This window comes from Xanthomonas sp. DAR 35659 (assembly GCF_041242975.1).
GTDB classification, from domain to species: domain Bacteria; phylum Pseudomonadota; class Gammaproteobacteria; order Xanthomonadales; family Xanthomonadaceae; genus Xanthomonas_A; species Xanthomonas_A medicagonis.
Genome location: NZ_CP162488.1, coordinates 2,835,405 through 2,855,247, shown reverse-complemented (window position 1 = coordinate 2,855,247; position 19,843 = coordinate 2,835,405). Strand labels below are relative to the sequence as shown.

12 protein-coding genes are annotated in these 19,843 nt (G+C 69.1%); 8 read left to right on the top strand and 4 right to left on the bottom strand.

What is annotated here, in order from left to right; genetic code table 11:
- Positions 1-81 precede the first annotated feature (81 nt).
- The 3 genes from lysS (at position 82) to AB3X07_RS11965 (ending at position 5,056) form a co-directional block, all read left to right on the top strand.
- Complete coding sequence (gene lysS, locus AB3X07_RS11975; RefSeq protein ID WP_369938838.1) at positions 82-1,599, top strand: lysine--tRNA ligase; 1,518 nt, start codon at positions 82-84, stop codon at positions 1,597-1,599.
- A 152-nt stretch (positions 1,600-1,751) separates the two neighbouring features.
- A complete protein-coding gene (locus AB3X07_RS11970; RefSeq protein WP_369938837.1) occupies positions 1,752-2,894 on the top strand; it encodes an HD domain-containing phosphohydrolase in 1,143 nt (380 codons plus the stop codon).
- The gene (locus AB3X07_RS11965) at positions 2,891-5,056 is read left to right on the top strand and encodes an ATP-binding protein (RefSeq protein ID WP_369938836.1); all 2,166 of its coding nucleotides are present in this window, start codon (positions 2,891-2,893) and stop codon (positions 5,054-5,056) included. Before AB3X07_RS11970 ends, AB3X07_RS11965 begins: the two co-directional genes overlap by 4 nt.
- A gap of 48 nt (positions 5,057-5,104) precedes the next feature.
- Here AB3X07_RS11965 and AB3X07_RS11960 read toward each other — a convergent pair whose 3' ends face one another.
- Both AB3X07_RS11960 and AB3X07_RS11955 read right to left on the bottom strand, forming a co-directional pair.
- Entirely contained in the window at positions 5,105-5,980 is an 876-nt protein-coding gene (locus AB3X07_RS11960) for a crotonase/enoyl-CoA hydratase family protein (RefSeq protein ID WP_369938835.1), read from the bottom strand.
- Positions 5,981-6,211: 231 nt separating this feature from the next.
- Positions 6,212-7,897 (bottom strand): long-chain fatty acid--CoA ligase, encoded by a 1,686-nt coding sequence (locus AB3X07_RS11955; protein ID WP_369938834.1) that lies wholly within the window; start codon positions 7,895-7,897, stop codon positions 6,212-6,214.
- 140 nt (positions 7,898-8,037) lie between these two features.
- On the opposite strand from AB3X07_RS11955, the gene AB3X07_RS11950 reads away from it, so the two are divergent.
- Positions 8,038-8,439 (top strand): nuclear transport factor 2 family protein, encoded by a 402-nt coding sequence (locus AB3X07_RS11950; RefSeq protein ID WP_369938833.1) that lies wholly within the window; start codon positions 8,038-8,040, stop codon positions 8,437-8,439.
- 213 nt (positions 8,440-8,652) lie between these two features.
- Here the strand turns inward: AB3X07_RS11950 and acnA are convergent, their stop codons facing one another.
- A complete protein-coding gene (gene acnA / locus AB3X07_RS11945; RefSeq protein WP_369938832.1) occupies positions 8,653-11,421 on the bottom strand; it encodes an aconitate hydratase AcnA in 2,769 nt (922 codons plus the stop codon).
- Between the two features lie 149 nt (positions 11,422-11,570).
- Here acnA and AB3X07_RS11940 point away from each other — a divergent pair, with 149 nt between their 5' ends.
- From AB3X07_RS11940 to AB3X07_RS11925, 4 genes are all read left to right on the top strand, one after another.
- The gene (locus AB3X07_RS11940; protein ID WP_010343322.1) at positions 11,571-11,834 is read left to right on the top strand and encodes an AbrB/MazE/SpoVT family DNA-binding domain-containing protein; all 264 of its coding nucleotides are present in this window, start codon (positions 11,571-11,573) and stop codon (positions 11,832-11,834) included.
- A complete protein-coding gene (locus tag AB3X07_RS11935; RefSeq protein ID WP_019798091.1) occupies positions 11,831-12,238 on the top strand; it encodes a type II toxin-antitoxin system VapC family toxin in 408 nt (135 codons plus the stop codon). Before AB3X07_RS11940 ends, AB3X07_RS11935 begins: the two co-directional genes overlap by 4 nt.
- A 52-nt stretch (positions 12,239-12,290) precedes the next feature.
- On the top strand, positions 12,291-14,882 hold the full coding sequence (acnB, locus tag AB3X07_RS11930) for a bifunctional aconitate hydratase 2/2-methylisocitrate dehydratase (RefSeq protein ID WP_369938831.1): 2,592 nt from the start codon (positions 12,291-12,293) through the stop codon (positions 14,880-14,882).
- Between the two features lie 498 nt (positions 14,883-15,380).
- On the top strand, positions 15,381-16,721 hold the full coding sequence (locus tag AB3X07_RS11925; protein WP_369938830.1) for a DUF1963 domain-containing protein: 1,341 nt from the start codon (positions 15,381-15,383) through the stop codon (positions 16,719-16,721).
- Positions 16,722-16,880: 159 nt separating this feature from the next.
- Here the strand turns inward: AB3X07_RS11925 and AB3X07_RS11920 are convergent, their stop codons facing one another.
- Entirely contained in the window at positions 16,881-19,799 is a 2,919-nt protein-coding gene (locus AB3X07_RS11920; RefSeq protein ID WP_369938829.1) for a diguanylate cyclase, read from the bottom strand.
- Between the last annotated feature and the right edge of the window lie 44 nt (positions 19,800-19,843).

The window sequence follows — 19,843 nt, the reverse complement described above, 5'->3', positions numbered from 1 at the left end:
CAGCGCGGCGGAGGCCGGCCACGCGGCGCGGCCCGCGCTTGTCGCCGCATCCTTCTCCCTTCTTTCCGCGTAGCCATCCCCATGACCGAGCAGACTCCCGCGCCGTCCCTTCCCGCCGACGAGAACAGCCTCATCGCCGAACGCCGCGCCAAGCTCGGAGCGCTGCGTGCGCAGGGCGTGGCCTATCCGAACGATTTCCGCCGCCGCGATTTCGCCGGCGACCTGCAGGCCGAGTTCGCCGACGCCGAACGCTGGACCGGCGAGGCGCTGGAGGCCGAAGGCCGCAGCCTGGCGCTGGCCGGGCGGTTGCTGGCCAAGCGGGTGATGGGCAAGGCCAGCTTCGCGCAACTGCAGGACGAGTCCGGGCGCATCCAGCTGTTCCTGCAGGCCAACGCCCTGGGCGAGGCCTACGACGCGTTCAAGGGCTGGGACATCGGCGACATCATCGGCGTGGAGGGCGGGCTGACCCGCACCAAGACCGGCGAGCTGTCGATCAAGGCCACCGGCCTGCGCCTGCTGACCAAGGCGCTGCGGCCGCTGCCGGACAAGTGGCACGGCCTGTCGGACGTGGAGCAGCGCTACCGCCAGCGCTACGTCGACCTGATCGTGTCGCCGGAGGCGCGCGAGGTGTTCGTCAAGCGTTCCAAGATCATCCGCGCCATGCGCGCCTGGCTCGACGCGCGCCGCTTCCTGGAAGTGGAGACGCCGATGATGCACTACATCCCCGGCGGCGCCACGGCCAAGCCGTTCACCACCCACCACAACGCGCTGGACCTGGATCTGTACCTGCGCGTGGCCCCGGAGCTGTACCTGAAGCGGCTGGTGGTCGGCGGCCTGGAACGGGTCTACGAAATCAACCGTAATTTCCGCAACGAAGGCGTCAGCACCCGGCACAATCCGGAATTCACCATGATGGAGTTGTACGAGGCCTACGCCACGTACCACGAGGTGATGGACCTGACCGAGAACGTCATCCGCGACGTCGCCCGCGAGGTGCTGGGCACCACCCAGGTGCACTGGGACGGCGCCGACATCGACCTGGCGCCGGCGTTCCGCCGCTGGCGCATGGACGAGGCGGTGCGCCACCACAACCCGGAGATCAGCGCCGCCGACTGCACCGACCGCGAGGCCCTGCTGCGCCATTGCGAGCGGCTGAAGATCCGCACCAAGCCGTCCTACGGCTGGGGCAAGCTGCTGCTGGAGATCTTCGAGGCCACGGTCGAGCACACCCTGATCCAGCCGACCTTCATCACCGACCACCCGGTCGAGGTGTCGCCGCTGGCCCGTTCCAGCGACACCGAGCCGGGCTATACCGACCGCTTCGAGCTGTTCATCAACGGCAAGGAGATCGCCAACGGCTTCTCCGAGCTCAACGACCCGGAAGACCAGGCGGCGCGGTTCCAGGCCCAGGTGGCGGCCAAGGACGGAGGGGACGACGAGGCCATGCACTTCGACGCCGACTACATCCGGGCGCTGGAAGTGGGGCTGCCGCCGACCGGCGGGCTGGGCATCGGCATCGACCGGCTGGTAATGTTGCTGACCGGGAGCAGTTCGATCCGTGATGTGCTGCTGTTTCCGTACATGCGTCCGGAGGCTTAATCTAGCCGGGCGCGCGGCCCTGGCGCGGCTCTTGCGACGGATGGCGACAGGCAGGCGGTTGGCAAGTGGGGCGAGCGGGTCGGCGTAGCCGGCACCGGAGCGTTTCCGTTGTTGTCTCAGCAGCCCGGATGCGGGTGGCGGGAGGGTCGCAGATGCAAGATGCCAGCATGAGCCTGTCCGGGATATCCTCCAGCGGGGACCGCCCGGACTGGGCGGAAGGGGCGGACAATCGCTTGAATATCGTCATCGTCGACGATCAGACGTCTGCGCGCACGATGCTGCGCCACGTGATCGAGGACGTGGCGCCGGAACTGACCGTGCGCGACTTCGGCGATTCGCAGGCCGCGCTGGCCTGGTGCGAAGCCGGCAAGGTCGATCTGTTGCTGCTCGACTACCGCATGCCGGGCATGGACGGGCTGGAATTCGCGCGGCGGCTGCGCCGGCTGCCCAAGCACCGCGACATCCCGATCATCCTGATCACCGTGGTCGGCGACGAACCGATCCGCCAGGCCGCGCTGGAAGCGGGCGTGATCGATTTCCTGGTCAAGCCGATCCGCCCGCGCGAACTGCGCGCGCGCTGCCACAACCTGCTGCAGCTGCGCCTGCAGAGCGAGAACATCAAGCAACGCGCGATGTCGCTGGAGCAGCGCCTGCTGGCGAGCATGCGCGAGGTCGAGGAACGCGAGCGCGAGACCCTGTCGCGGCTGGCGCGGGCCATCGAGTACCGCGACGTCGGCACCAGCGCCTACCTGGAGCGGATGGCGCACGTGGCCGGGCTGATCGCCGAGCAACTGGGCCTGTCCGAGGACGAGGTGCGGGTCATCGAGATGGCGGCCAGCCTGCACGACATGGGCAAGATCGCCATTCCCGACGCGGTGCTGCTCAAGCCCGGCAAGCTCAGCGAGGAGGAGATGGCGGTGATGCGCATGCACCCGCGCATCGGCTACGAACTGCTCAGCGGCAGCCAGAACCGCTTCATCCAGGTGGGCGCGCTGATCGCGCTGCGCCACCATGAGCGCTACGATGGCAGCGGTTACCCCGATGGACTGGTCGGCGAGGCGATCCCGCTGGAAGCGCGGATCGTCGCGGTCGCCGATGTCTTCGACGCGCTGATCTCGCCGCGTCCCTACAAGGAAGCATGGACCATGGATGCGACGCTCGCCTATCTGTACGCCCAGCGCGGGCGTCTGTTCGACCCGCGCTGCGTGGATGCGCTGTTCCGCGGCCGCGAGCAGTTGCACATGATCTGCGAGAAGTTCTCCAACGCCTCGGCGCGCCCGGGGGTGGCGACGTGAAGCGGCGCCTGGACTGGATCCGCAACCGTCTGCAGCAGCGCGCCGATACCGAGCATGGGCAGACGCTGATCCGGGTGGCGATCTTCCTCGGCGTGATCGTCAGCCTGACCGTCGCCGAACGCCTGGGCCATCTCGCGCCCGACGTGTACCTGACCTCGGTGTTGATGAGCGGCCTCGGCGTGGCGATCGGCCTGGGGCTGTTCGCGGCGATCCTGGCGTGGCCCGGCAAGTCCGACGCGCGCCGCATCGTCGGCATGGTCACCGACTACGGCCTGATGACGGTGGCGATGATCCTGCAGGGAGAGCCGCTGGCCTGGCTGTACGTCATCATCATGTGGGTCACGGTCGGCAACGGCCTGCGCTACGGAAACCGCTATCTGATCGGCGCGGTGGTCAGCGCCTGCGTCAGCTTCGGCTGCGTGATCCTGCTCAACGGCTACTGGCGGCAAAACATCACGCTCAGCGTCGGCCTGTGGGCCGGGCTGATCGCGATCCCGATGTACCTGTCGGGCCTGTTGCGGCAATTGACCCAGGCGACCGCCGAGGCGCGCCGCGCCAGCGAAGCCAAGAGCCGCTTCCTGGCCAACATGAGCCATGAGTTCCGCACGCCGTTGAACGGCCTGTCGGGCATGACCGAGGTGCTGGCCACCACCAAGCTGGATGCCGAGCAACGCGAATGCGTCGGCACCATCCAGGCTTCGGCGCGCAGCCTGCTGTCGCTGGTGGAGGAGGTGCTGGACATCTCCGCGATCGAGGCCGGCAAGATCCGCACCGAGAAGCACGATTTCTCGTTGCGCGAAACGCTGGCGCAGATCGGCCTGATCCTGCAGCCGCAGGCGCGCGCCAAGGCGCTGGGCTATCACCTGGAGGTCGCCGCCGACGTGCCCGACCACGTGCGCGGCGATGCCGGGCACTTGCGCCAGATCCTGCTGAACTTGGCGGGCAACGCGATCAAGTTCACCAACATCGGGCGCGTGGATATCCGCGTGCGGCTGCAGCGCAACGAGGCGGGCGAGCCGTCCCGGCTGAGTTTCGACATCGTCGATACCGGCATCGGCGTGCCGCCGGCGATGCGTCCGCGCCTGTTCGAGGCGTTCGAACAGGCCGATGTGGGCCTGTCGCGCCGGTACGAGGGCACCGGGCTGGGCACCACGATCGCCAAGGGCCTGGTCGAGGCGATGGGCGGCAGCATCGGCTACCAGGAAAGCCCGCCCCGCGGCAGCCGCTTCTGGTTCGAACTGCCGTTCGAGGCCGCGACCGCGGCGCCGTCCTCCAGCCAGGCCACGGACGGCCCGGCCGAGGACCGGCTGCCGTCGAGCGGCAACATCATCGCCTTCACCGACCCGTTCCTGCGTCATCGCGCCCGGGTCCGCAGCATGCGCATCCTGGTGGCCGACGACCATGCCGCCAACCGCATGGTGCTGCAGCGGCTGCTGCAGAAGGCCGGGCATCGCGCGATCTGCCTGGACGGGGCCGAAGCGGTGCTCGATGCCCTGGCCGACGCCGAGTTCGACGCGGTCATCGTCGACCTGCACATGCCCGGGATGAGCGGGCTGGACATGTTGAAGCAGTTGCGGATCATGCAGGCGGGCCGCGAGCGGACCCCGGTGGTGGTGCTCAGCGCGGACGTCACGCCCGAGTCGATCCAGCGCTGCGAACAGGCCGGCGCGCATACCTTCCTGGCCAAGCCGGTGGTGGCGTCGAAACTGCTGGACACGCTGACCGACATCGCCACCGACGGCAGGCTGCGTCCGTCCGAGCCGCAGGCGCGGCCACGGCCGGCCGCCGAAGGCGTGCTGGATTCGGCCGTGCTGGACGAACTGGCCGGGCTGGGCATGGGCGAGGGCTTCGAGCGCGAGTTCATTTCCCAGTGCCTCAACGACGCCGACGGCTGCCTGGGCGGCATGCAGGTGGCGGGCGAGTCCGAGAACTGGGAGCGGCTGCGCGAGCATGCGCACGCGGTGAAGGGCGTGGCGAGCAACCTCGGCCTGGTGAAGATGGCCAGCCTCGGCGGCGACCTGATGCGCATGCCCGATTGGCAGATGCGCAGCGAATGGCGGCACTGCCTGGCGGCCCTCAACGCGAGCCTGACCGAGGGCCGGGCCGTGCTGGACGCGCGCGCGCTGCAGGGCGGCAAGCAGGACGGCAACGAGCTGCGCTGAGGAAAGCCCGGCGTTCGGCCGGGCCGGCCCCCTCCGGTGACGACACCCTTACGCGAGCGCGGCGACGCCTTGCGCGCGCCGGGTCTGGGCGCGCACCAGGCGATCCATCATGCGCAGCGACTTGTCGTCCAGCGCGAGCGCCGTGTCCACCCACAGTTCGGTGATCGCCATCAGTTCCGACAGCGGCACCTGCTGCGAGATCCGGCGTGCGGCGTTCATCGCCAGATGCGACAGCTTGCTGCGCCGCTGGGTGCGGATCAGCTCCTCGACCGCGGTCTTGCCCTGGCCCTTGGGCACCAGCACATCGACCACCCCGAGCGCGTGCATCTGCTCGCTGCTGTAGACGGTGCCTTCCAGCACGATCTTCTCCGCCAGTTGCGCGGGCATGCGCTTGCACAGGAACGAGTACGCGCCCATGCCCGGGAACAGGCCGAACAGCACTTCCGGCAAGCCCATGCCGATCCCTTCCTCGGCCACGATGGTGTGGCAGGCCAGCGCCATCTCCAGGCCGCCGCCGAGGGCGTCGCCCTGCAGCAGCGCGATGGTGCGCACGTCGCCGCCCAGGCCGGTGTGCAGGGTGTGCACCCCCTCCACGCAACGCTTGGCATAGGCGAGCAGGCGTTCGCGGTCGCGCAGGCGGATCAGTTGGGTGAACAGTTCCAGATCTCCGCCGAGGTTGAACACGTTCGCATCGGAGGCCAGCACGAAGTGCCGCAACGGCCTGCGCCCGAGCGGCTCGCTGCCGCCGAGGGTGATGGCGTCGGTGAAGGCCCACATGTCGTCGAGCAGGTCGTCGCGAAAGCAGGGGCGGGCGCCGCCGGCGGCGTCGTGGTGCATGAACATCCAATGCACGTTGCCATCGACGCTGGACTCGACGCGGATGGTGGGGAAGCTGGGGTCGAAAAAGCGCTTATCGACGTTCATGGGATTTCCTCGGTCTGGTAGGGTGCGGGGGCATGCGCGCGCCGCACGGCGCGGCGCGCGAGCCGATGCTACACCCAGGTAAACAGAGGGTTTGCGGGCCGCGGAAGGGCGGCCTGGCGCCTGCCTGGCGCCTGTGGCGAACGCCGGCGACGGCGACGTCGCCGGGCCCGATCCGCGGGCGGGAACGGGCCGCGCCCGGCGCCTGGCCGGCGCCCGGGCGCTTGCCGGCGGCTAGGCTGCCGGGACGTTGTCGCGCAGTTCGCGACGCAGGATCTTGCCGACGTTGGTCTTGGGCAGTTCCTTGCGGAACTCCACGATGCGCGGGTGCTTGTAGCCGGTCAGGTTGGCGCGGGCGTGGGCCTTGACGTCCTCGGCGGTGAGGTTGGGGTCCTTCTTGACGATGACCACCTTGACCACTTCGCCGGACTTCTCGTCGGGAACGCCGACCGCGGCCACTTCCAGCACGCCGGGCATCATCGCGATCACGTCCTCGACCTCGTTCGGGTACACGTTGAAGCCCGAGACCAGGATCATGTCCTTCTTGCGATCGACGATGTAGAAGAAGCCCTGCGGATCCATCCGCGCCATGTCGCCGGTATGCAGCCAGCCGTCGGCGTCGACCGCGGTGGCGGTTTCCTCCGGACGGCGCCAGTAGCCCTTCATCACCTGCGGGCCCTTGATGCACAGTTCGCCGACATCGCCGGGGGTCAGGGTCTGGCCCTGGTCGTCCTTGACGCAGGCGTCGGTGGAGGGGATCGGCAGGCCGATGGCGCCGTTGTACTCGGTCAGCGTCAGCGGGTTGATGCAGGCCGCCGGCGAGGTCTCGGTCAGGCCATAGGCCTCGACCAGGGTCACCCCGGTCACCTGCTTCCAGCGTTCGGCCACGGCGCGCTGCACCGCCATGCCACCGCCCAGGGTGAACTTCAGCGAGGAGAAATCCACCTTGTCGAAGCCGGGCGTGTTGAGCAGGCCGTTGAACAGGGTGTTGACGCCGGTGAAGGCGGTGAAGCGGGTCTTCTGCAGTTCCTTGACGAAGCCGGGCATGTCGCGCGGATTGCTGATCAGGTGGTTGAGCCCGCCGAGCTTCATGAACACCAGGCCGTTCGCGGTCAGCGCGAAGATGTGGTACAGCGGCAGCGCGGTGATGATGACTTCGCGTCCTTCCTCCAGCTTGCCGGTCGCCGAGATCCAGGCGCCGGCCTGCAGCATGTTCGCCACCAGGTTGCGGTGGGTCAGCATCGCGCCCTTGGCCACGCCGGTGGTGCCGCCGGTGTACTGCAGGAAGGCGATGTCGTCCGGCTCGATGTCCAGTTGCGGCAGCGTGCGCAGGCGGCCCAGGGTGAGCGCGTCGCGGAAGCGCACCGCGTTGGGGATGTCGTAGTCCGGCACCAGCTTCTTGACGTACTTGAGCACGAAGTTGACCAGCGCGCCCTTGGGGAAGCCGAGCATGTCGCCCAGGCCGGTGGTGATGACCTGCTTGACCGGGGTGTCGGCCAGCACTTCCTGCACGGTCTTGCCGAAGTTGTCGATGACCACGATGGCGCTGGCGCCGGAATCGATCAACTGGTGGCGCAGTTCGCGCGGGGTGTACAGCGGATTGACGTTGACCACGGTCATGCCGGCCAGCAGCACGCCGAACGTGGCGATCGGGTACTGCAGGCAGTTGGGCATCATCAGGGCGACGCGGTCGCCCTTCTTGAGCTGCAGTTCGCCCAGCAGGTAGGCGGCGAAGTGGCGGGCCAGTTCGCCGGCCTCACGGTAGGTCAGGCTCTTGCCGAAGTTGCAGTAGGCCGGGCGGTCGCCGAACTTGGCGACGGAGGCTTCGAAGACGGCGGCGACGGATCGGTACTCGTTGACGTCGATCTCGGCGGGAATGTTGGCCGGATAACTCTGCAACCACGGACGTTCCTGACTCATGTACTCCCCCTCTGGTGGAATGCTGCCGCACGCCGATGCACCGCTGCGGCGTGGCGAGTGGCAGGATACCGTTCCGCATGGAAAAGGCGAAGCCGAGGAGAAGGCCGATGCGACGGGCGTGGGGATGGAGCTGGGCATGCATGCTGCTTCTGGCGTTGCCGGGCTGCCAGCGCGACACCGCGGAACTGCGGCTGCGCAAGGACATGGCCGCGTTGCAGGAGGCGGTGGAGGAACGCCGCCTGCGCGACGCGATGGAGGGCGTGGCCGAGGACTTCGTGGGCGATGCGGGGATGGATCGTGCTGCGTTGCACAACCTGTTGCGCGCGCAATTCCTGGCCAATGCACGGATCGGGATCATCGTCGGGCCGCCGTCGATCGCTCTGCAGGGCAACGATGCCGACGTGCGTTTCGACGCGGTACTCAGCGGCAGTCAGACCCGTCTGGTGCCGGAACGGATGCAGCGCTACTCGGTGGTCACCGCGTGGCGCGCGCAGGACGGCCGCTGGCGGCTGCGGCACGCGCAATGGACGCCGGTGGAGTAGCGGCGTGCGCCGCATGCGATGCTTGGAATGATGGACAGCGGCGGCCCATCGGGGACGCCGGATCGCAGTCGATAGCGCGGACGCGACGGCTGCGGTGTCGCCGACATGGCCGGCAAGAGATGCGTGGAAGTCGCCCGCGCTGTCCGTGAGCAGGAAGGCGCGGGGCGGTGTGGCGCACGGCGTCCGCGCGGGACGCCGTGCGCCAGCGCGGGCTCAGGCCGCCTTGCGCGCGGCCAGTTGCCGCAGCACGTACTGCAACAGGCCACCGTGCTTGAAGTACTCCACTTCCTTGGGCGTCAGCAGCAACACCTTGACCTGGAACTGCTTGACGCTGCCGTCGGCCTTCTTCGCTTCCACCGTGGCGCGCTTGCTGGCGCCGTCCTGCAGGCCGGTGATGGCGAACACTTCCGAGCCGTCCAGGCCCAGCGACTGCGCGTTCTCGTTGTCCATGAACTGCAGCGGCAGCACGCCCATGCCGACCAGGTTGGAGCGGTGGATGCGCTCGAAGCTCTCGGCGATCACCGCCTTGACCCCGAGCAGGTTGGTGCCCTTGGCCGCCCAGTCGCGCGAGGAGCCGGTGCCGTACTCCTTGCCCGCGATCACCACCAGCGGCACGCCGTCGGCCTTGTACTTCATCGCCGCGTCGTAGATCGCCAGCTTCTCCGGCTGGCCGCCGCCGGGCGCGTGGTACAGGGTGTTGCCGCCTTCCTCGCCGCCGAACATCAGGTTCTTGATGCGGATGTTGGCGAAGGTGCCGCGGACCATGACGTCGTCGTTGCCGCGGCGGCTGCCGTAGCTGTTGAAGTCGGCCGGCTGCACGCCGCGTTCCTGCAGGAAGCGGCCCGCCGGCGAGTCCTTCTTGATGTTGCCGGCCGGGGAGATGTGGTCGGTGGTGATCGAATCGCCGAACAGGCCGAGCACGCGCGCGCCGTGCACGTCGTCGATGGAGCCGGCCTGCATGGTCATGCCGTCGAAGTACGGCGGGTTCTTGATGTAGGTGGAGCCGGCGTCCCAGGCGTACAGCTCGCCGTCGGGCGAGGCGATCGCGGCCCAGCGGCTGTCGCCCTTGAACACGTCGGCGTAGTTCTGCTTGAACATCTCCGGGCCGACCGTGGCGGCGATGGTGTCGCCGATGTCCTTGTTGCTCGGCCAGATGTCGCGCAGGTACACCGGCTGGCCGTCGCTGCCGGTGCCTAGCGGGTCGCGGGTCAGGTCGATGTCGGTGGTGCCGGCGATGGCGTAGGCGACCACCAGGGGCGGCGAGGCCAGGTAGTTCATCTTCACTTCCGGGTGCACGCGGCCCTCGAAGTTGCGGTTGCCCGACAGCACCGAGGCCACCACCAGGTCGTCCTTGGCGATGGCGGCCGAGACGTCCTCCGGCAGCGGGCCGGAGTTGCCGATGCAGGTGGTGCAGCCGTAGCCGACCACATAGAAGCCGAGCTTCTCCAGGTCGCCCATGACCCCGGCCTTCTTCAGGTAGTCGGTGACCACCAGCGAGCCCGGCCCGAGCGAGGTCTTGACCCACGGCTGCGCCTTCAGGCCCTTGGCCACGGCGTTGCGCGCGAGCAGGCCGGCGCCGAGCATCACCGCCGGATTGGAGGTGTTGGTGCAGGAGGTGATCGCGGCGATCACCACCGAACCGTCGCGCAGGCGCCAGCCGGCGCCGCTGTCTTCGGCGCTCTCGGCGTGCGAGGCCTTGGCGCCGACCGCGGTGCCGCCGCCGCCTTCGTTCTTCAGCCGGTCTTCCTGCTTGGCATCGCTGTGGCGCTTGGCGCGGGCGTCGGCGAACGGCACCAGGCTGTCGCGGAAATTGCGCTGCATGTCTTCCAGCAGTACCCGGTCCTGCGGCCGCTTGGGGCCGGCCAGCGAGGGCTTGATCTGACCCATGTCCAGTTCGAGCGTGGCGCTGTAGCTGGCGTGCGGGCTGTCGGCGTCGTGCCACAGGCCCTGCGCCTTGGCGTAGGCCTCGACCAGCGCGATCTGCGCCTCGCTGCGTCCGGACAGGCGCAGGTAGGTCAGCGATTCGGCGTCGATCGGGAAGATGCCGCAGGTGGCGCCGTACTCCGGGGCCATGTTGCCGATGGTGGCGCGGTCGGCCAGCGGCAGGTGCTGCAGGCCGTCGCCGAAGAACTCGACGAACTTGCCGACCACGCCGTGCTTGCGCAGCATCTGCGTCACCGTCAGCACCAGGTCGGTGGCGGTGGCGCCCTCGGGCAACTGGCCGGTCAGCTTGAAGCCCACCACCTGCGGGATCAGCATCGACGAGGGCTGGCCGAGCATCGCCGCTTCCGCCTCGATGCCGCCCACACCCCAGCCGAGCACGCCGATGCCGTTGATCATGGTGGTGTGGCTGTCGGTGCCGAACACGGTGTCCGGATAGGCGATCTGCTCGCCGTCGCGCTCGGCGGTCATCACCACCCGCGCCAGATGCTCCAGGTTCACCTGGTGCACGATGCCGGTGTTCGGCGGCACCACCTTGAAGTTGTCGAACGCCTTCTGGCCCCAGCGCAGGAAGCCGTAGCGCTCCTTGTTGCGCTGGAACTCGATCTTGCCGTTGAGGTCCAGCGCATCGGGCTTGCCGAACACGTCCACCTGCACGGAGTGGTCGATCACCAGCTCGGAGGGAATCAGCGGATTGATCTGCTCCGGGCGGCCGCCGAGCTTGACCACCGCGTCGCGCATCGCCGCCAGGTCGACCACGCAGGGCACGCCGGTGAAGTCCTGCAGCACCACGCGCGCCGGCATGAAGGCGATCTCGGTGTCCGGCTCGGCCTTGGGATCCCACGTGGCCACCGCCTCGATGTGGTCCTTGCCCACGGTCACGCCACCGTCTTCGTGGCGCAACAGGTTTTCCAGCAGGATCTTCAGCGAGTAGGGCAGGCGGGCGATGTCGAAGCGCTCGGCGAGCTTGGGCAGGCTGTAGTAGGCGTAGCGTTGGCCGTTGACCTCGAGCGAGGTGCGGGTGGAAAAGGAATCGCTCATCACGGAACTCCTATGGCATCGCGGCTGTAGGGACTGCGGTCATTCTGACCGATTCAGTGTGTATGGCAGGTGTGACCCGTGCTGTATGCGGGCTTGAGTATGACGCTTCAAGTATGTAAAATTCGTGCATACCTTGTGGAGCCCGCCCCATGGAAGCCACTGTCGCCGAGCGCGGTCAGATCACCCTGCCCAAGGCCGTGCGCGATGCGCTGGGCCTGAGCAAGGGCACCATCCTGAAGGTGGAACTGGACGGCGGCCGGATCATCCTGCGCAAGAGCGTGGACGATGCCATCTCACGCGCCCGCGGCCGCTTCAAGCTCGACGGCTTCGCCAGCACCGATGAGGCGATGCGCGCCATCCGCGGCCGCGCCCCGGGCGATCCGTTCGAGCCCGAGCCCGACGCCGGCGCATGATCGCCATCGACTCGTCCGTGCTGGTGGACCTCCTGGCCGACGGCCCCCAGGCCGACGCCGCCGAAGCCTGCCTGCGGCAGTGCCTGAGCACCGGCCCGGTGGTGGTCTGCGACATCGTCCTGGCCGAGGTGTGCAGCGCGCTGCGCGACGGCGCCGAGGCCTTGTCGGTGCTGGAGGACATGAGCATCCGCTTCAGCGCGCTGGAGGCCAAGTCGGCCCTGCGCGCCGGCGAGATGCAGCGCCGCTTCCGCGCCCGCGGCGGCAAGCGCGAGCGGGTGGTGGCCGATTTCCTGATCGGTGCGCATGCGCTGCTGCAATGCGATGGCCTGATCACCCGCGACGACCGTTTTTTCCGCGATTACTTCAAGGGCCTGAAGATCATCGTCCCCAAGCCTGCCGGCTGACGCCGCGCCGCCGCTACCGCACATCCCCACCGTATTTTTCCGGAGAACCCGCATGTTGGAAGCCTACCGCCACCACGTTGCAGAGCGCGCCGCGCTCGGAATCCCGCCGCTGCCGCTGAGCGCGCAGCAGACCGCGCAGGTCATCGAACTGCTGAAGAACCCGCCGGCCGGCGAGGAGACGTTCCTGGTCGAACTGCTGAGCCATCGCGTGCCGGCCGGCGTCGACGACGCCGCCAAGGTCAAGGCCTCGTACCTGGCCGCGGTCGCCTTCGGCAGCGAGAAGACCCCGCTGATCTCGCCCACCCGCGCCACCGAACTGCTGGGCACCATGCTCGGCGGCTACAACATCCATCCGCTGATCGAACTGCTGGACAACGCCGAACTCGGTGCAGTCGCCGCCGAGGGCCTGAAGCACACGCTGCTGATCTTCGACGCCTTCCACGACGTGCAGGAGAAGGCCGAGGCCGGCAACGCGCATGCCAAGGCGGTGCTGCAGAGCTGGGCCGAGGCCGAGTGGTTCACCAGCAAGCCGGAAGTGCCGCAGAGCCTGACCATCACCGTGTTCAAGGTGCCGGGCGAGACCAACACCGACGATCTTTCGCCGGCGCCGGACGCCACCACCCGCCCCGACATCCCGCTGCACGCGCTGGCGATGCTCAAGAACAAGCGCGACGGCGCCCCGTTCGAGCCGGAAGAAGACGGCAAGCGCGGCCCGATCCAGGCCATCGCCGATCTCAAGGCCAAGGGCCATCTGGTCGCCTATGTCGGCGACGTGGTCGGCACCGGTTCCTCGCGCAAGTCGGCGACCAACTCGGTGCTGTGGTGGACCGGCGAGGACATCCCGTACATCCCCAACAAGCGCTTCGGCGGCGTGTGCCTGGGGTCGAAGATCGCGCCGATCTTCTACAACACCATGGAAGACGCGGGCGCCTTGCCGATCGAGCTGGACGTGTCGCAGATGGAGCACGGCGACGTGGTCGAGCTGCGCCCGTACGAGGGTAAGGCGCTGAAGAACGGGCAGGTGATCGCCGAGTTCGCGATGAAGTCGGACGTGCTGTTCGACGAAGTGCGCGCCGGCGGCCGCATCCCGCTGATCGTCGGCCGTGGCCTCACCGCCAAGGCGCGCGAGTTCCTGGGCCTGCCGGCCTCGACCCTGTTCCGCCTGCCGATGGACCCGCCGGACACCGGCAAGGGCTTCTCGCTGGCGCAGAAGATGGTCGGCCGTGCCTGCGGCCTGCCCGAAGGCCAGGGCATGCGCCCGGGCACCTACTGCGAACCGAAGATGACCTCGGTGGGCTCGCAGGACACCACCGGCCCGATGACCCGCGACGAGCTGAAGGACCTGGCCTGCCTGGGCTTCTCCGCCGACCTGGTGATGCAGTCGTTCTGCCACACCGCCGCGTACCCCAAGCCGGTCGACGTCAAGACCCACCACACCCTGCCGGAATTCATTTCCACCCGTGGCGGCGTGTCGCTGCGTCCGGGCGACGGCGTGATCCACAGCTGGCTCAACCGCATGCTGCTGCCCGACACCGTCGGCACCGGCGGCGACTCGCACACCCGCTTCCCGATCGGTATCTCGTTCCCGGCCGGTTCCGGCCTGGTCGCCTTCGCCGCCGCCACCGGCGTCATGCCGCTGGACATGCCCGAGAGCGTGCTGGTGCGCTTCAAGGGGCAGATGCAGCCGGGCGTGACCCTGCGCGATCTGGTCAACGCGATCCCGCTGTACGCGATCAAGCAGGGCCTGCTGACCGTGGCCAAGCAGGGCAAGAAGAACATCTTCTCCGGTCGCATCCTGGAGATCGAAGGCCTGCCGGAGCTGAAGGTGGAGCAGGCGTTCGAACTGTCCGACGCCTCCGCCGAGCGTTCGGCCGCCGGTTGCACGGTGCGCCTGAACAAGGAGCCGATCGTCGAGTACCTGACCAGCAACATCACCCTGCTGAAGTGGATGATCGCCGAAGGCTACGCCGACGCGCGCTCGCTGGCGCGGCGGATCAAGAAGATGGAGGAGTGGCTGGCCGACCCGCAGCTGCTCGAGCCCGATGCCGACGCCGAGTACGCGGCGGTGATCGAGATCGACCTGGCCGACATCCACGAGCCGATCGTGGCCTGCCCGAACGACCCGGACGACGTGAAGACCCTGTCCGACGTGGCCGGTGCGGCGATCGACGAAGTGTTCATCGGCTCGTGCATGACCAACATCGGCCACTTCCGCGCCGCGGCCAAGCTGCTGGAAGGCAAGCGCGACATCCCGACCCGCCTGTGGGTCGCGCCGCCGACCAAGATGGACGCCTCGGAGCTGACCAAGGAAGGCCACTACGGCACCTTCGGCGCCGCCGGTGCGCGCATGGAAATGCCGGGTTGCTCGCTGTGCATGGGCAACCAGGCGCAGGCGCGCGAGGGCGCCACGGTGTTCTCCACCTCCACCCGCAACTTCCCCAACCGCCTGGGCCGCAACACCAACGTGTACCTGGGCTCGGCGGAGCTGGCGGCGATCTGCTCGCGCCTGGGGCGGATCCCGACCAAGGACGAGTACATGGCCGACGTGGGCGTGATCAAGACCAGTGGCGAGCAGATCTATCGCTACATGAACTTCGATCAGATCCAGGACTACCAGGACGTGGCCGCCACCGTCGCCGCCTGATCCAGGCGCACGCGTTGCGACGAAGAAGCCCGGCATTTGCCGGGCTTTTTCGTGTGTGGCGTGCCTCCGCATCGCGGTGCGAAACGCGCGGTGCGTGCTAGCTGATTGCGCCGGCGTCGTGCGCCCGCGGGATGCCGTCGATCCAGGCGCCGAAGACGACGCTGTGCGCTTGCGTCATGAGGTCGCCGAACATGCCCTGCGCCATCGCAGCAGCCATGCCGGGCTCGCGGTTGCCGTGCTGCTGTGCCGCCAACGCTGCGATTGGCGATCGCCTGCCTCTGGCACGGCGCGCGCCATCGGCTGCAGGGTCGCGCCTGCGTGCAAAGCCGCGGTGCCGGCTCGATCGCACCGTTGCGGGTCGCACGAAGATGGCGGCCCGGCAAGTGCTGTGGCAAGCTCGTCTTCCGTGCCAGGCGGGTGCGGTGCGCCTGCTGGCCATGCGGGGTGCGGAAGAGGGGCGATGCCCCGCACTGCGGAAGCGAGGAAAAGGACGTTCACATGCAGTCCGTTTACGACGCGAGCGTGCGCGACCACCGCGCGGAGGCCAAGCTCGAGGCCCTGTTCGACAAACACCGCCAGACCGGCATCGTGCTGCAGCGGATCTATCCCCCCACCGCGTTTCCTGACGTGCGCAGCCGGCTGGGCGGCCTGCCGCAGCTGCCGCAGGCGTTCGAGTGGCCGATGGGCGAAAGCTACGGCGAGCCGGCGCCCATGCACTTCCTAGCCCAGATCGACTGCGCGGAGTTGCCGCGCGTCGGGTCGCTGCTGCCCGAGCAGGGGATGCTGTTCTTCTTTGTCGTCAACGACGAAGAACAGATCTGGGATACGGACGCGCCCCAGCAACGTGCCCGCGTGCTGTATGTGCAGGAGGTGCCGGCGGACCAGCCCGAGCGCCAGCCGCCGGAGGCGCTGCGCCCGATCCTGGACGTGGTCTCGGCCGACAACCCGCATCTGCCGCCAGGCTGGCTCCTGCCCGGGGAAGACGGTCCGCGCCTGCACGTGCGCTGGCCATTGGTCGCGCGGCGGATGGACACCTGGCCGCAGGACATGCCGGAAGCCATCTCCGGGGTGGATTGGGAGGTGTACCAGATGCGTTGGGAGGAATTGCGCCTGGGCGCCGCGGTGGCGGCGACCGGGCTGATGCCCAGCGCCGACCGGATCCGGCGTTGGGAGCAGCCACTGTCCCACTCCTGCGGTTTCCCTGGCGAGTGGCTGCGCCTGCAGCGCGATTTTCCGCAGGCGGGCATCCTGGTGGATCGTCTGGCGCGGTTCGTCGGCAATGCCCGGCACAGGCCGGATCGCACGTTCGTGGCGCATCCGGATGTGCTGGAGTGGGTGGACTATGCCCGTCGCCTTGGTTGGGACAAGGTGCCCGATGAGGCGACGCGGGAAACGTTCAGACACTGGCTCGTCGACCAGGTCGGCGCCGCGCCCACGGAGACCACGCTCGCCAGTTACGAAATGGGCACGGTGTTCACCCGCGGGCTGTTGGCGGCGATCGCCTATGCCGCGACGGTGCCCGAGCTGGCGCAGTTGCTGCCCTGGGTGTGGTATCGCGACCTGGAGGGCGAGCACCTGCCGTATCGGGAGAGCCATCGCAAACACCCGGATGGACGCAGGCGCTGTGCCGAGACCAGGCTCCACCAGATGCTGGGGCATGTTCCGTCGCTGCAGGGCATGCGCCCGGACGCGGAGGAGGTCTGCCTGCTGCAACTCGCCTGCGATCCCGCCATCGACCTCGAGTTCGGCGATTGCGGCCATGCCACCTTCTGGATCGCCCGGGACGACCTGGCGATGCGCAACTTCGATCGGGTCGTGGCGATGGTCGAGTCGCATTGAGTCCGCCGCGGCTCGGCATCCACCGCGGGCGCGGCATCGGCGACCGGCCACGCAGCGCGGTCTGATCGCCCCGACGACGCGGACACGCCGCGGTGCAGGGGGCGTTGCCGATCCGCAGCGGATCCCAGCGGCCCGCGCTGGTGGAAAGCGCCGTGTCGCTCAGGCGGTTTCCACCCGGTTGCGGCCGTTCTTCTTGGCCCGGTACAGGGCCTGGTCGGCGAGGTCGGTGAGGCGGGTGAGCGACAGGTCGGCGCTGGGCCATTTGCTGGCGCAGCCGATGCTGACGGTCACCAGCCGATGCTGGGCGCCCGGCGCATGCGACACCGCGCAGTCCAGCACCGTCTGCCGCAGGCGTTCGCCGACGGCGCGCGCCGCCTGGCTGTCGCAACCGGGCAACAGCGCCACGAATTCCTCGCCGCCGTAGCGCGCCAGCACGCCGTCCTCGCGCAGTTGCGCGTCCATCGCCATCGCCACCGTGCGCAGGCAGTCGTCGCCGGCGCGGTGGCCATAGTGGTCGTTGAAGCGCTTGAACTCGTCGATGTCGATCATCAGCAGCGACAACGGCCGCTGCTGCGCCTGCATCTGCGCCCACATCCGTTGCTGGCTTTCGACGAAGTGGCGGTGATTGGCGATGCCGGTGACCGGGTCGCGTTGGGCCTGGTCGGCGAGGCGGCGGTTGGCCTGTTCCAGCTCCAGGGTGCGGGTGCGCACCAGCCGTGCCAGCAGGTCGCGGTGGTGGCGCAGGCGGTAGTCGTGGAGGCGCCAGCCGACCAGCAGCAGCGCCAGCGCCAGGGCCGCCGCCGTGCCCAGCCCGAGCGGCGACAGGTACCACGGCAGCGGCTGGCGCAGGCGCAGGCGCGCCGGCGTGGCCGACCAGGTGCCGGTATCGCTGCGCGCGATGACCTCCAGGGTGATGTCTTCCCACGGCAGCAGCGGGAAGTGCAGGCTGCGCTGGGCGCCGATGTCGATCCAGGCCGGGTCCTGCCCGGGCTGGGTCAGGCGGTAGCGGAAACGGGTCTTCTCCGGCGCGCTGAGGTTGATCGCGGTGAACTTCACCTCGACGTCGTGGCTGTGCGGCGGCAGCCGCACCTCCGCCGCCAGCGGCAGCTTGCGCCCGCCGGCCAGCAGCGACTGGAAGCGCACCGGCGGCGCCTGCACGCGGCGGCGGCCCAGCGCCAGCGGGTCGATCCGGGCGAAGCCGGAGATCAGGGGAAACCACAGCGTGCCGGCGCTGTCGCGCAGGCACGCGGGCTGGCCGCCGCCGTTGGTCTCGGCCGGTTCCAGGCCATCGCTTTCGGAAAAGCCGATCGCGCTCAGTTCCTCGCCGGCGGCGGCCCTGGCCAGTTGCTCGGCCGGCAGCAGCGAAATGCCGCGATTGCCGCTGAGCCACAGCCCGCCCTGCGCGTCGGCGAGCATGCACGAGACCACGTCGTCGAACAGGCCGCTGCCGCGATCGAAGCGCTGCACGCGGCCGCCGGCGATGCGGTTGAGGCCGCCGCCGTAGGTGCCGACCCACAGCGTGCCGTCGGGCCGCTCGTACAGCGAGCGCACGAAGCGGCTGGACAGGCCGTTGCCGGTATTCCAGCGCTCCACCACCCGCTGCTCCTGCCAGCGCACCACGCCTTCGCTGCCGGCCAGCCACAGGCCGCCCTGCTGCGCCGGCTGGATCAGGGCCACGCCGCCGGGCAGGCCGGGGATCGGCTGCGGGGCAGCGGTCTCGCCGTTGGGGCCGACCGCGATGGAAGAGACGGTCTGGCCGCTGGCGACCAGCAGCGTGTTGCCGGCGGTGCGGTACAGGGCGCGGATCGGCAACTGATCGGGCCATTGCGCGATCAGGCGCGGCGCGCGGCGGCGCGCGTCGTCGCTGTCGCGCGGGGCGCGGTCGTCCTGCGCGGCGGGCGACAGGTAGCCGACGCGGCCATCGACCGTGCCGATCCACAGCCCGCCGGCGTCGTCGCGGTGCAGGGACCAGACGCAGTCGTTGCCCAGCGCCGGCTGCAGCGACCAGTGCCGCAGGCGCCCGCTGGGCGCGTCCCAATGCCGCAGGCCGCCGCAGACGGTGCCCAGCCACAGGCCGCCGCTGCCGTCGCCGACCACCGGCAGGCCGGGCAGGTCCATGCCCAGGCGCGCGTCGTTGAGCAGGCCGATGCGCGAGCGCGCGATGCGCAGCAGGCCGCGCGCATTGCTGCCCAGCCACAGGTTGCCGTCGCGGTCGGTGAGCAGGCTGCGCGACGCGGGCAGGGCCGGGACCGCCAGTGGGCGCAGGCCGCTGCCATCGTCGTCGTCGCGGAATACCCGGCCATCGACATCCAGCACCCACAGGCGCTGCTGCGCATCGCGCGCCAGCGCCAGCGCGCCGCGCACCGGCGCCGGATCCGGCAGCCATTGCCGGCGCACCGTGTCGTAGCGGTACAGACCATCGCCGGCGCCGACCCACAGCACGCTGCCTTCGCTGGACAGGGTGTTGATCCGGTCTTCCCCGCTCGGCAGGGGCACCGGCTCGCGCTGTCCCTGACGCATCCGCCACAGGCCCCGCCCGCCGACATAGAGCTGTTCGTCGCCGCCGAGCGCGGCGGCCACGTCCAGCGCCTGCGGATGGTGTTCGAGGGTGCGCAGCGTGCGCGGGTCGATCCGGTAGGTGCCGGCGCTGCTCAGCACCCAGATGCTGTGGTCGGCGGCGGCCACGAAACGGCGCACCAGGCAGCGTCCGTCGCAGACGTCCAGGCGCAGGAAGCGGCCGTCGCGGTAGACGCTGACCCCGGCGTCCTCGCTGCCGATCCACAGCTGCCCGCGCGCGTCCTCGAACAGTTGCAGGATCCGGTCGCTGGAGGGGCCGCTGTCGGCCAGGCTGCGGTAGACGTTGAACTCGCTGCCGTCGAAGCGCGCCAGTCCGCCGAAGGTGCCCAGCCACAGGAAGCCGTCGCGGTCCTGCACCATCGCGTTGACCGAGTTCTGCGGCAGTCCGTCATGGGTGGAGAAGCGGCGCACCACCTCCGGATAGGCAGGGTGTAGCGTCTGCGCGGCGAGTGCGGCACTGGCGGTCAGCAGCAGCAACGACAGCAGGAAGCGGATCGGCATCGCGCGAATGCAGGGAAGGGTGACACGCATCAAGCAATGATTGT